Here is a 13,587-nt window from a genome sequence, read left to right as displayed (position 1 = left end):
CTCGGGCGAACGGGGGTGACACCGATGCGCGACTGGCTCTCTCACCGCGTGGTCTCGTCGCCGGACGGGACCGCCCTCGTCCGCGCCGAGGACGGCGAGGCGTGGAGCTACACAGACCTCGACCGGCTCGTCGCCGAGACGGCGGGGCGACTCGTCGCGCACGGACTGGGCGAGGGCGACCGGGTCGGCGTGCTCACGCCCCCGTACGTGGGCACCGTCGGCCTCGTCCACGCGACGATGCGGATCGGCGCCACGTTCGTCCCGCTCGGCGAGGAGCTGACCGCCCGCGAGATCGCCGCGCGGATCGACCGGACCGACCTCGACGCCGTCGTCTGCGCCGAGCCGACCGAATCGACCGCGACCGCCGCGGTGTCCGAGATCGAGGGCGTCCCCGTTTACTCCGTGGACGACCCGGCGGACGCGGACGTAACTGGGATCCACGACGTCGATCCGGCGTCGCTCGATCCCCCGGAGTGGTCGTTCGAGGACCCGCTCTGCGTGCTGTTCACCTCGGGGACCACCGGCGAACCCAAGCCCGTCCCGCTGACCGCGGGCAACGTGTACAGCTCCGCGGTCGCCTCCGCGTTCCGCCTCGGGGTCGAGGCCGACGACCGCTGGCTGGTGTCGCTATCGCTCCACCACATGGGCGGGCTCGCGCCGGTGTACCGGTCGGTGCTGTACGGGACGACCCTCGTGTTACGCGAGGGGTTCGACGCGGGCGGCACCGCCGACGACATCGACGCCTACGACGTGACCGGCGTCTCGCTCGTCCCGACGATGCTCCGGCGGATGCTCAACCGGCGGGGGACGCTGTCGGACTCGCTTCGGGTGGTCCTGCTCGGGGGCGCGCCAGCGCCGGCGGAGCTGTTGGAACGGTGCCGCGACTACTCGATCCCCGTTTACCCGACGTACGGAATGACGGAGGCCGCGTCGCAGATCACGACCGCGACGCCCAGACAGACCAGAGACCGGATCGGCACGGTGGGAAAACCCCTGTTCGGCACCGACGTGACCGTCGTCGACGGCGGCGACCCGGTCGACCCCGGCGAGACCGGCGAGATCGTCGTCAGCGGGCCGACGATCACTCCGGGGTACCTCGTCGAGGACGGCGGCGACCCGGACGCGGTCGACGGTGCGGGCGCGTCGACCGCCGATGCGGTCGAGGGGGGCGACGCGTCCTCCATCGGGTCGGTCGGCGTGAACGGGATCGAAACAGCGGACCTCGACCGCTCCGATTTCGGCCCGTACGGACTCCGAACCGGCGACGTCGGGCGGTTCGACGAGGACGGCTACCTCCACGTGCTCAACCGCGTCGACGACCGGATCATCAGCGGCGGCGAGAACGTCGAACCCGGGGAGGTCGCGGACGTGCTCCGGGAGTACGACGACGTCGACGACGTGGCGGTGGTCGGGCTCGACGACGAGGTGTGGGGCGAGCGCGTCGCCGCGCTCGTCGCCGTCGGCGACCAGTTCCGGTCGGCGGCCGCCGACCCGGCCGTCGACGACGCGGTCCCAGAGATCGATCCCTCGGTGACCGACGGGGAAGGCGACGGCGCGGACGGGGGCGACGCGGAGAGCGAGGCCGCGATGTCGGCCACCGGGGCCGGATCCGTCGGTCCTGCGCCGATCGACGAGGCGGCGTTCGTCGAGTTCGCCCGCGAGCGGCTGGCGCGGTTCAAGATCCCCAAGACGATCGCGTACACTGCGGAGCTGCCGCGGACGGTCTCGGGGACGGTCGACAGGGAGGCGACGCGCGCGCTCCTCCGCGAACACGGGGCGGACCCGCGCGGGAACCCCGACCTCGAGACCGCGGGGTTCGAGCCAGCCGACCCCGCGGAACCGCCCGCGGAGTCGGACGCGGCGGGGAACGAGTCGGACGCCGCGGAGCCTGACTCGGACGACCGGCCAGCGGGGGGCGGCGAGGCGGACGACGCTGCGGGAGGAGCGAACGACGCGGGCGCGCTCGAAGGCGGCACGGTGGGCGACGGAGAGCCTTCGTCGGATGCGACCGAGGGAGACGAGGTCGCGGCCGGATCGGAGGGAGTCACGCGACGCGACGCGGAGGTGGGCGGCGACGAGGACGGCGACGTGGAGACAAGCGGCGACGAGGACGGCGACGCGAGGGCGGGCGCTGACGGAGAACGCAGCGACACGGACGCGGTCGACGACGCGTGAACTCGCCCGGAGTTCTTCGTTGTTCCACGAAGGTTTTGTCCACGGGGTCCACAGGGTCGGTATGGAGTTGCTCGACGACAGCATCGTGCCGGAGCGCGCGCGAGACGTCAAACAGGAGGCCCGCGAGTTCGCCGACGAGTACATCGCACCGAACGCCGAGTCGTACTACGACACCGGCGAGTACCCGTGGGAGGTGCTCGAAGCCGGGATGGACGCCGGGCTCGTCGCGCAGGACATCGGCGAGGAGTACGGCGGGAAAGGGTTCGACCTCGCGCAGGTGCTCGCCATCGCGGAGGAGTTCTACCGCGCGGACGCGGGCATCGCGCTCACCCTCCAGCTCGCCAGCTTCGGCGCGGAGATGGTCGAGGACTACGGCACGGAGGAGCAGAAGGAGAAGTACCTCCGGCCGGTGGCCGAGAACGAACAGCTCTCGGGGCTCGCGGTGTCGGAGCCGCAGACCGGCTCCGACCTGGCGGGCATGACGACGAAGGCCGAGAAGGTCGAGGGGGGCTACGAGCTCACCGGCGAGAAGTACTGGGTCGGCAACGCGGTCGAGGCCGACTGGCTCACCGTCTACGCCAAGACCGGCGAGAGCGACGACCGTTACTCGAACTACACGCTGTTCATCGTCGAGACGGACTCCGACGGCTACGAGGCCGAGCACATCCCCGAGAAGATGGGGATGCGCGCGTCGAAGCAGGGTCACATCGTCTTCGAGGACTGCTTCGTCCCCGAGGAGAACGTCGTCGGCAGCGAGGGCGGCGGGTTCTACGCCCTCGCGGACTTCTTCAACCACGGCCGCGTCATCGTCGGGGGCCACGGACTGGGCCTCGCGGCCGCGGCCATCGAGGAGGCCGAGGCGTTCATCGACGAGCGCGAGGCGTTCGGCCGCACCATCGACGACTTCCAGGCCGTCCAGCACACGGTCTCGGACATGCGGATCGGCTTCGAGTCGGCGCGCGCGCTCAACTGGCGGGCCTGCGAGAAGGTCGCGAACAGCGAGGACGCCGGCTACTGGGCCGCGCTGGCGAAGACCAAGTCCACCGAGGTCGCCACCGACTGCGCCGAGAAGGGGATGAAGCTCCACGGCGGCCGGTCGAACCTCACCGAGCGCCGGATCGCCCGCGTCTACCGCGACGTGCGCATCCCGGTGATCTACGAGGGCGCCAACGACATCCAGCGCAACCTCATCTACCGGCAGTCGCGCTAGGCGGCGTTCAGAGCGTCGCCGCCAGCCGGCGCAGCGCCTCGTCGCCCCCCGAGGCGAGCGGGTCGCCGTGCCCGACGCAGGCGACGTCGAACGCGGGGGCGCGCTCCGCGAGCGACCGGACGCTCGCCGCGACCGCGCCCGTGTCGTAGCTTATCACCCAACCGGACTCCGTCAACTCGCCGTCGGACTCCGAAACGAGGTCGCCGAGCAGCGCGACGCCCAGTTCCTCGCTGACGTAGGCGACGTGGCCGGGCGTGTGGCCCGGCGTGTGGTACGCCGTGAACGAGCCGATCGCGTCGCCGTCGCGGACGCCGACGATTTCGAGTTCCGGGAGGTCGGTGACGAGTCCGCCGAGCCGCTGTATCAGCCCTTTATGATTCCCGAGCGGGGGGGTCCGATAGCCCCGCAGCAGTTGCGCGTCGAAGCCGTAGGCGTGGACCGGCGCGTCGAGTTCCGGCGTCAGCGCCGCCAGCGTCCCGACGTGATCGAGGTCGTAGTGGGTGAGGAGGACGCGCCCGATCGCCGAGAGATCGACGCCGGCGTCGCTGAGGCCCTCTCGGATCGCGCCCTCGTCCCACGGCGTCCCGGCGTCGACGAGCGTCGGCACGTCGTCGAAGACGAGGTACGCGTTGACTCCGCCGCAGTCGAGTCGCCAGACGCCGTCCGCGATCTCCGTGGCCATGGCCGCGAGTAGGAGTCAGCGCGGTATGAACGCTGCCGTGGCGGAACCGACGGCGAGGGGACGGAACTCGCGCCGACGCTCTCGCGGGGTCGCCGTCGGCGACGCGAGCGACGAAAGCGCCAAGATGCCGGGGCCACACCACGGGGTATGCGACTCCAGGACTACTGGGGGATCGGGCCGAAGACGAGGGAGCGGCTCGCCGAGGCCCTCGGGACCGAGCGGGCGGTCGAGGCGATCGAGTCGGCCGACGTCCGCGCGCTCGTCGACGCCGGGCTCCACCGCGGCCGCGCGACCCGCATCCTCCGCCGGGCGAACGGGGAGGCCGGGATGGACGTGCTCGCGACTGGCGACGCGCGCTCGGTGTACGACGACCTCCTCGGGCTCGCGGCCGACGCGGCGCTGACCGCGCACGCGGCGGACCGCATTCGGGTGTTGACCCCGCTCCTCGACCGCGACGCCGTCGAGGCACGACTAGACCGGGTCGTCGCCGCCCGCGACGCGTGGACCGACCTCGACGAGGCGGACCGGGAGGCGGTCGCGGACGCGTTCGACGCGTACGACGAGGCCGCCGGCTCCGACCTGGCCGCGGTCGAGACCGCCGTCGCGCTCCGCGAGGCGGGGTTGACGGCGGGACCGTTCGCCGACATCGGCGCGCTGGACGGGGACCGCCTGCGCGACGCGGCCGACGCGCTCGCCGACGTCCGGGGGTCGATCGACCCCGCCGGCGGGCTCGACGGTGACGATATCGAGATCGCGGCGGGCGCGGACGCGGAGCTGGACCGGCTCCGCGAGCAGCTGTCCGCGGCGCGCGACCTCGCCGACTCCGCGTTCGACGTGCTGGAATCGGTCCGCGACGGGAGCCTCCGCGACTTCGAGGCGCTGGAGGCGGCGACGATCGACCACGTTACGAGCGAGACGGGCGTCGAGCCCGCGACGGTCCGGGCCGCGTCGCCCGACGAGGCGCTCGACGCCGCCGACTTCGTCTCCGGGACGCTGCGGGACCTCGTCGTCGAACTCGAAGCGGCCGTCGAGGAGCGTGAGGCCGCCGTCGCGGCCGACATCCGCGAGCGGCTGGGCGACGAGTCCGCGGGGAGAGACGACGCGACCGCCGGCGGCGGCGACGGAGCGGACGACGGCGGCGACACCGCCGTCGCCCGCGCCGCGTCCGCCGTGTCGGACGTCGCCTTCCTGCTGTCGCTCGGGCGGTTCGCGGCGGAGAACGGGCACGTCCGCCCGACGCTCGTCGACGACGGCATCGCCGTGCGCGGCGCGCGGAACCCGTTCCTCGGGGGCGACGTCCAGCCGGTCTCGTACGGCGTCGGCTCGCACTCGCTCGCTGACGCGTCGGGCGTCGCAAGCGCCGACGCGCCGCCGACCGGCGACCGCGTGAGCGTCCTCACCGGGGCGAACTCCGGCGGGAAGACGACCCTCCTCGAAACGCTGTGCGCGGTGGCGCTGCTCGCATCGATGGGGCTGCCCGTGCCCGCCGACGCGGCCGAGGTCGGGACGTTCGACCGGATCGTCTTCCACCGCCGACACGCGTCGTTCAACGCCGGCGTGCTGGAGTCGACGTTGAAGTCGGTCGTGCCGCCGCTGGTCGCGGACGGCCGGACGCTCATGCTCGTCGACGAGTTCGAGGCGATCACGGAGCCGGGCCGGGCCGCCGACCTGCTGAACGGGCTGGTGACGCTCACCGTCGACCGCGGCGCGCTCGGCGTCTACGTCACGCACCTCGCCGAGGACCTGAGTCCGCTGCCCGAGGCCGCACGGATCGACGGCATCTTCGCGGAGGGGCTGACGAACGACCTGGAGCTCCGCGTCGACTACCAGCCGCGGTTCGAGACGGTCGGGAAGTCCACGCCGGAGTTCATCGTCTCGCGGCTGGTCGCGAACGCGGGCGACCGCGGCGTCCGCGCCGGCTTCGAGCACCTCGCGGGCGCGGTCGGCGAAGAGGCCGTCCAGCGAACGCTCTCGGACGCCGAGTGGGCGGCGAACGATGACTGAAGAGTCGGCGGACGACGCGGCCGGTCCCGACCGGATCCGGTCGATCGCGGTTCACCGCGAGGACGTGGCGAACGCGCTCGAGGCCACGCTCCGGAGCGACCGCGAGGTCGTCCTCCGCGCGACGCCGCCGTTCTCCGGGCGGATGCGCGCACGGCTCCACGCGCTCGACGCCGGCGGGAATGGAGGCCATAACGGGAACGGTGGTTCCGACGACGCACCCGCGCCGCTCTACATCGACCCCAGGGACCTCGTCGCGGACGTGCCCCCGTACCCCGAAGTCGACGACACGGCCGCCGAACTCCCTGACGCCGACCTCGAAACGCGTCGCGAGCGACACGCCGAGAGCGTCGAGGCGTGGCGCGAGACCGTGCGCGAGCGCGTCGGTTCGACGGTCGAGATCGAGGTCGACGGCGGGGTCCGCAGCGTCGACGTGAACGCGCTCGGGTAAGCCGAGCCGGAGACCGGAACCGCCCGACCTAGAGCCGAAGCCGTTCCACCGACGTGCCGGCCGCCTCGAACGCCTCGTCCGTCGCGGCCGCGACCACGACGGTGTCCGCGTCGGTCGCGGCGTCGAGGTCGACCTCGAAGGCACCGTCGTCGTCGGGCGTCACGAGCCGCGAGGTCTTTCGGGTGTGGACGGCGACGGACTCGGCGTCCGTCTCGCCCGCGACGACGACCGCGTCCTCGACGAACTCGGCCGTGGCGGTCAGGTCGGGGCCTGCGGGGCGGTCGCGCTCGACGTACCGATCCCGGACGACCGCCGGCGTCTCGACCGGTTCGTCCGCGTCGACGCCGTGCGCCAACCGGACGAAGCCGGCCATCGACCACGCGAGGGGGGTCGCCCCCCCGGTGCCCTCGCCGAACTCCCAGCCGTACTTCGTCGGGTGTTCGCGGTCCCACACCTGCTCGGGGAGCATCAGCCCGGAGTTGCCGAACCCGGCCATCGTCTCGAGCAGGGCCTCGGGTTCGAGCGCATCCTCGTCGGTCCCGCCGAAGGCGTCGGGGCCGTCGGCGCGGGCGCGCAGCTCGTACTCGCCGCGCTCGCCGGTGAAGATCGGCCAGAGACGCCCGCGGCCGTCGCCGGTCCCGGCCCACGGCGCGCCGGGGTCACCGACCGCGATCTCGCCGTACGCGTCGCCGACGTAGCGGTACCAGGCGGCGCCGTGCGGCGTGTCCACCCGGATCGAGTCGTCGACGACCGAGACGGAGTTGCGGACGACCGGGTCGTCGGCGGGCTTGATCCCCAGCCGGACGAGTTCGAGGAAGCCGCCGTCGATTATCTCCCGCTCGTCGTACGTCGGCCCGTCGTTGGCGATGGTGCGCGGTCGGCCGGAGTCGGGGTTCCCGTCGGCCGTGATCCGGATGTAGTACGGGGTCCGATCGTGGCGGTCGGTCCCCGTCGAGGTCGCGCACCACTCCTCGACGCGCGCGGTCCAGTCGTCGGCGAGCGCGAGCCACGCCAGCGCGTCCGCACGGAAGGAGTCGGGCGATTCGGCGCCGTCGCCGTCCGCCTCCTCGCGCCGGTCGGCCTCGGCGAGCGCGAGTGCCGCGCCGCAGACGAGGCCCGCTATCTCGGCCGCGATGCTCGACGGCGAGTAGCCGGCCTCCTCCTCCCAGCGCTCCTGTGCCGTCTCGGGGCCGTTCTCGGCGATGTAATCGAGCGAGCGGGCGACCTGGTCGTACGTGTAGCCGGCGTCGTCGAGCGTCACGCCGCGCTCGTACAGCTGCCACGCCATCACCGAGGGGAACCCGATGTTGTCCATCTGCTCGCCGCCCCACCGGGTCCGGCCGTCGATGTAGGTGTTCTGCGGGAGGAACCCGTCGTCGTCCTGCTGGGTGTTGTAGAGGTAGGCCAAGGCGTCCGCGCCGCGTTCGAGCTCGTCCATCTCGATCAGGGCCGTGAACACCTGATAGAGGTCGCGCGACCAGACGAAGTTGTAGCCGTAGCCGCGGTTCTCGGCGGCGTACTCGGTCTCGCCCCACGGCACCGACGGGCTGGCGATCCCCGCGCCGTCGTGGGCCTTGTCCTCGACGGCCGCCAGCGTCATCAGCGCGAACCGATACTGCGCCGCGAGGCCGGGGTCGCCGGCGACCGAGTCGGGAAGCTCACGGTCGGCGAACCACGCGCGCCACGTCTGCGCGTACGCCGCCGCGGCGTCGTCGAACCCGCGAGCGAGCGCGCCCTCCGCCTCGCCGAGCGCGCCCGCCGTGTCCGAGTCCTCGGCGAACCCGAGCGCGACCGTGTCTCGCAGCGACTCGCCGCTGCCGACGAGACCGGCGAGCACGACGTTGCCGACCGCCTCGGGCGATTCCTCGACGCGCTCGCCGTCGCCGAACAGCGCGTCGGTGGCGTCGCCGTCGGCCGCGAGCGCGCTCGCCCAGTCGAACCCGTCGCCGCTCGCCAGCGCGAGCGCGGGGGCGAACGGCTCGCCCTCGTCGTCGACGAGCTTCCCGGGGTCGCGGTCCGGGTCGTCCTTGCGCGCGAGGAGGTGCGCCCCCGCGTCGCCCGCGACCCGCTCGGCGCGGTCGTCGGTGCCGACGTTCGCGATGGTGGCGTCGACGAGAGCGTACACGTCGTACTCGCGGGACCCCTCGAACCGGACGTCGGCGAGGATCGCGGTGCCGTCGGTGTCGACCGCGTACTCGACGGTGAGCGTCCAGCCGTGGCCGTGGCCGTCGCCGGTCTCGCGGATCGTCTGGACGTACGCCAGCGCGTCGTCGGCCGCCGGCTCGGTCGTCCGCTCGATCGTCTCCGTCGCCGAGACGTGGCCCGTCTCGGCGAAGGTCCGTATCGCGTACTCGGAGTCGGGATCGGCCACGAGGAAGTCGAACGTCCGGACGTTCATCACGTCGATCCGGGGGAACCGCGCCTCGGTGAGGGCCCCCTCGGTGAGCGTGAACCACACCGGGACCGGGTCGTCGGCGTCGTAGTCGGCGGGCGTACCGACGCCGAACTTGCGGCCCGTGGTCCAGTGCGGCGCCGCCTCCGGGCCGGTCTCGCGGTCGTGCGGGACCGGGAGTTCGCCGCGGCTCGCCAGCGTCACCGTGGCGTCGATGCGGAGGGCGTGGGACCACGCGATCGGCGTCGCGCTGTCGAGGTCCCCGTCGTCGAACACCTGCTCCGCGAACAGCCCGGCCTCGTTGACGAAGGGACCGTCCGGCTCGCAGAGGGCGTAGAGGTCGCGCGCGTCGGCGAACAGCGGCTCCGCGGTCCCGCCGCGGTCCTCGACGACGCCCGCGAGCGTCGCCGCCGCGGTCGCGCCCCACAGCGTCGCGATCGACCACACCTTCGCGGCGCCCTGCTCGGCGGTGCGCCAGTCGTCGCCGGTGAACCGCACGAGCCCCTCCACGGCGGACGTCTCGCGCCGGAGCGCGTCGATCGACTGCCGGACGTGGGTGTTGACGCGGTCGAGGAAGCGGTCGAACTCGCTCGCCGCGACAGTGTCGACCGAGCCGGAGCCGTCGGTGGCCGCGGCGTCGTCGGGCGCGTCGTCGTCGGCCGCCGGCGTCTCGTCGAGCAGGGCGGCGTACTCGGCGGCCGCGGTCGCGAGCGCGAAGGTGCTGGCGTCGGCGCGGCTGTCTTGGTCCTCCTCGCTCGCGCGCTGGAGGAACCGCTCCGTGTCGGGGTGCCAGCGCGCGTCGAGCCCGGAGAGCGCGGTGTCAGCGGCGTCGGCCGCGTCGGCCCGGAGTGCCTCGTCGACCGGCGCGCGCGCCACCGCGGCGAACGCCCGGAGGTACTCGGCGCCGGTGTGGGTGAACCGGCCGAGCGCGTTCTCCCAGCAGTTCTGACAGCGGCGGGGGAGCCCGTCGTCCTCGGTCGTCTCGAAGAGGAAGTCGACGGCGTCGGCGATCGTCTCGTCGATCCGGTCGCGCCACTCTTCGGGGAGGTCGGCCTCGCGGCGGAGGGTCGCGAGGAACGCGACGACCGTGGCGGGCTGGTCGAGCTGATCGTTCGGGCCGGGGGTCGCGTTCGCGCCCTCGATCCGGGCGTTCGCCCAGCCGGGGGCCACCTTCCCGGAGTCGGCCCACACGCGGTGGGGCCACGAGCCGTCGGCGTCCTGCGTCCGACAGAAGAAGCTCGCGGCCGCGAGCAGCTCCTCGTCGGCGTCGAGGCCGAGCTCCTCGCTCGCGTCGAGCAGCGCGGTCGAGACGGTCGCCTCGTCGCGGAACCACGTGTAGCCGTAGCCGCCGGAGGTGGAGTAAAACGGGTCGAACTCGGGGGCGGCGATCCGGCCCCCGGACTCCGCGGTGAGCAGGTCGAGCGCGCGGAGGTCGCTCGCGATCACCGACCGTCGCGGGGCGTCGGCGGGCACGTCCGGTCCGCGCCCGTCCGCGGCCTCGCGGAGGTCGTCCGCGTCGGGGTACGCGGTGGCGATGTTCGAGACCGTCTCGATGCGGCGCTGGCGGTCGACCCCGTCGGTGAGCGCGTCCTTCGCGTCGTCACCGGTGTCGCGGGCGGCCCGGCGGTCGACGACCGCTCGCCCGGCGAGCGTGACGCGCTCCGTGCGGCCGTCGCGCTCGAAGGGGGCGCGGACGACCACGTCGGGAGTGAGCCGCGAGTCCTCTCGTCGGTCGATCTCGCCGCGGTGCGGGAAGCCGTCGTCGGCCTCGCCGAGCAGCTCCGGAATCGTCCGCAGGCGCTGGCCGTGAGCGTTCGAGAGCCCGGTCGAGGCGGTGAGGAAGTCGTGCTCGGTGCGGTGGTACACCTCGACGACGCCGCCGTCCTCGGGGCCGGCCCCGTCGTGGACCATGTTACCGACGCGGCCCTCGACCATGTCCGGCGAGAACGCGTAGGCGGCGACGATCTCGGCGTCGGCGGGCGGTGATCCCCGGAGTTCGACGTGCGTGAGGTGCGTGTCGCTCACGACGAGGTCGAACTGGTGGATGGTGTAGCGGCCGGCGTCGTACTCCGTCTCGACGAGCGGCGTGTCGCCGTCGTAGTGCTGGCGGGTCGTCTCAAGGTCGTCGAACCAGCGGACCCCGCGCCCGGCGGTGATCCCCATCCGCAGGCGGTCGGCCCCGCCGACCTCGGAGAGGGAGTACGAACAGTCGTGGACGGTCCCGTCCGGTCCGACGTGGACCAGTCGGCCGTCGTCGCCGGTGAACGCGCCGGCGGTCATCGAGTGTTCCGCCGGGTAGCGCTCCCCGCGCCGACGTTCGTGCTCCGTAAGGGCGGTACGCAGTCGCATACCCGCTCTGCGACTGCCGGAGTAAAAGCCTTGACGACCGCGGCCGGTATCCGAACGGACGCTGCGCGGCGCAGATCTCACCGAAACAAGAGCAACACCGAAGGCCCCGGGCGTTAATTGGCGTCACATGCACCACCCCGGACCCCCGCGCTTCCTCGCGACCGGCGAGCAGACCGAACTGGCTCCGCGAGACCCGAACCCCGACGCGACGTACGCCTGGCGCGTCGCCGACGCCCCGCCCGGCAGCGAGGCGACCGTCGGCGACGACGCCGTAACGGCGTTCACGCCCGACGTTCCGGGCCGTTACCTGCTCGGGCTTGACGCGCCGGACGGCGACCACCTGCTCACGGTCCGCGCGTTCCCCGCGAGCTACGAGGGCGTCGACGTCGCCGGCGGCAGCGGGACCGCGATACGGGACCGCGACGCGGACGACGCGCCGGTGGACTACGCCGCGCGGGAGCGGCACGAGGGCGTGGGTCGGCCGCGGGTCAGGGTGGACGCGAGCGTCGCGTTCGGCGGCGACGCCGAGTCGACCGGCGGCGAGACCGGAGGGGAGGAGGCACGCGCGGGCGCCGGAGAGGCGGTGTTCACCGCGACGCCGACGCCGAACCCGGAGTCCGCGTTCGACGCCGACGACCTCTCGGTGACCTTCGTCGTCGACGACCGGGACGTCGAGACCGCGGTGGCCGACGGCCGCACGAGCCCGCGAGACGCGCTCCGGGTGAGCGACGGCGGCCGCGAACTCCGCGTCCCCCTCGACGCGGTTCCTGACCGCCTCCGCGTTCACGCCGTCGCGGTCGCGCGGGACTCGGGAGAGGATCCGCGCGTGAGCGTCGCCGACGCGGCCGCGGTCGAGCGCGCCGGGGACGGTCCGCCGGGAGCGACCGACGCCGGCGGCGAGGCCGTGCTGACCCCTGACGCGCCCGACTTCGAGACGCTCCGACTCAACGACCCGCCGGTGTGGACTCGCAGCGCCTCCGTCTACGAGGTGTTCGTCCGCACCTTCGCGGACGCCGATGAGGGCGCGGCGTTCGACGCCATCGCGGAGCGGATCCCCCGGATCGCGGAGCTCGGCGCCGACACGCTCTGGCTCACGCCGGTCCTCGGGCACGACGGGAAGCCACACGGCTACAACATCGTCGACTTCTTCGACACCGCCGACGACCTCGGCGAGCGCGAGGACTTCGAAGCGCTCGTCGAGACGGCCCACGACCACGGGATGCGCGTGCTGTTCGACTTCGTCGCCAACCACACGGCCCGCGACCACGAGTGGTTCCGCGACGCCTACCAGAATCCGGAGTCGCCGTACCGCGACCGCTACGAGTGGCAGGAGTCCGGCGAGCCGGGGACCTACTTCGACTGGGAGCTTATCGCGAACCTGAACCACGCGAACCTCGACGTGCGGCGGTTCCTCCTCGACGTGATCGACGAGTGGGCCCCGCTGGTCGACGGGTTCCGCTGCGACATGGCGTGGGCGGTCCCGGACTCGTTCTGGCGCGAACTCCGCGACCGCGTGAAGGACATCGACCGCGAGTTCCTCCTGATGGACGAGACGATCCCGTACATCCCCGGCTTCCACGAGGGGATGTTCGACGTCCACTTCGACGCGACGCTGTACTTCCAGCTCCGCCAGGTCGGTCGCGGCGCGGAACCCGCTTCGAGCGTCCTCGACGCGGTCGACCAGCGCGCGGAGATCGGGTTCCCGGACCACGCCGAGTTCCTCCAGTACATCGAGAACCACGACGAGACGCGCTACCGCGTCGAGTGCGGCGATGCCGCCGCGGCGGCCGCGGGCGCGGCGATCATGACGCTGCCCGGCGTCCCAATGGTGTACGCCGGCCAGGAGATCGGTCAGCGCGGCCGGCGCGACGCGATCGCGTGGGACCACGCGCGCGAGGAGGTCCGCGACCGCTACGAGCGACTGCTCGCGACCCGACGGGACCACCCGGCGCTCGGGCCGGAGGGCGACGTGTCGCGCGTCGGCTACCACGTCGCGAGCGGCGACCTCTCCGAGCGGCCGATCGTCGCGAGCGGCGACGTCCACCCGGACGACGTGGTCGCGTTCCGCCGGCACGACGGCGACGAGGACCTGATCGTCGTTCTCAACTTCGCGCCCGCGGACGCGAGCGTCGCGATCGATGTCGCTCACGGCGAGCGCGACCTGGTCACGGGCGAGCGGTGCGTGGTCGAAGACGGCGAGGGCACCGAGCGGGTCCGCGTCGATGACGTGGCGGTGGTGCCGGTCGCAGAGGAGTGAACGGCGGGCCGGAGAGTGGCCGTCCGGTCGCGGACGAGTGAGCGGCCAGTCGTGACGATCTCCGCCGCCG

General features: G+C 73.0%; 7 protein-coding genes. 5 read left to right on the top strand and 2 right to left on the bottom strand.

From position 1 onward, the window contains the following. The first annotated feature begins 24 nt into the window (after window positions 1-24). Window positions 25-2,175 (top strand): AMP-binding protein, encoded by a 2,151-nt coding sequence (locus B9G38_RS00515; protein ID WP_086219127.1) that lies wholly within the window; start codon window positions 25-27, stop codon window positions 2,173-2,175. A 61-nt stretch (window positions 2,176-2,236) separates the two neighbouring features. After that, window positions 2,237-3,385, top strand: a complete 1,149-nt coding sequence (locus tag B9G38_RS00510; protein ID WP_049929326.1) for an acyl-CoA dehydrogenase family protein — start codon at window positions 2,237-2,239, stop codon at window positions 3,383-3,385. 7 nt (window positions 3,386-3,392) lie between these two features. Here B9G38_RS00510 and B9G38_RS00505 read toward each other — a convergent pair whose 3' ends face one another. Further along, window positions 3,393-4,067 (bottom strand): MBL fold metallo-hydrolase, encoded by a 675-nt coding sequence (locus tag B9G38_RS00505; RefSeq protein ID WP_086219126.1) that lies wholly within the window; start codon window positions 4,065-4,067, stop codon window positions 3,393-3,395. Window positions 4,068-4,214: 147 nt separating this feature from the next. Between B9G38_RS00505 and B9G38_RS00500 the strand changes: the two genes are divergently transcribed. Both B9G38_RS00500 and B9G38_RS00495 read left to right on the top strand, forming a co-directional pair. After that, window positions 4,215-6,071 (top strand): DNA mismatch repair protein, encoded by a 1,857-nt coding sequence (locus B9G38_RS00500; protein ID WP_086219125.1) that lies wholly within the window; start codon window positions 4,215-4,217, stop codon window positions 6,069-6,071. Continuing rightward, window positions 6,064-6,519, top strand: coding sequence for a hypothetical protein (locus B9G38_RS00495; protein ID WP_086219124.1), 456 nt, complete (start codon window positions 6,064-6,066; stop codon window positions 6,517-6,519). The genes B9G38_RS00500 and B9G38_RS00495 overlap by 8 nt, the downstream gene beginning before the upstream one ends. Before the next feature lie 28 nt (window positions 6,520-6,547). Here the strand turns inward: B9G38_RS00495 and B9G38_RS00490 are convergent, their stop codons facing one another. Continuing rightward, the gene (locus B9G38_RS00490; RefSeq protein WP_198945643.1) at window positions 6,548-11,260 is read right to left on the bottom strand and encodes a glycoside hydrolase family 15 protein; all 4,713 of its coding nucleotides are present in this window, start codon (window positions 11,258-11,260) and stop codon (window positions 6,548-6,550) included. Window positions 11,261-11,387: 127 nt separating this feature from the next. On the opposite strand from B9G38_RS00490, the gene malA reads away from it, so the two are divergent. Beyond that, window positions 11,388-13,517 carry an alpha-amylase MalA gene (malA, locus tag B9G38_RS00485; RefSeq protein WP_086219123.1) on the top strand — a complete coding sequence of 710 codons (2,130 nt, stop codon included), beginning with the start codon at window positions 11,388-11,390 and terminating at the stop codon, window positions 13,515-13,517. The last annotated feature ends 70 nt before the right edge of the window (window positions 13,518-13,587 follow it).

The organism is Halorubrum sp. SD612 (assembly GCF_002135005.1).
Note: the sequence above shows the minus strand (reverse complement) of the source record. Positions and strands in the feature narration are given on the sequence as shown.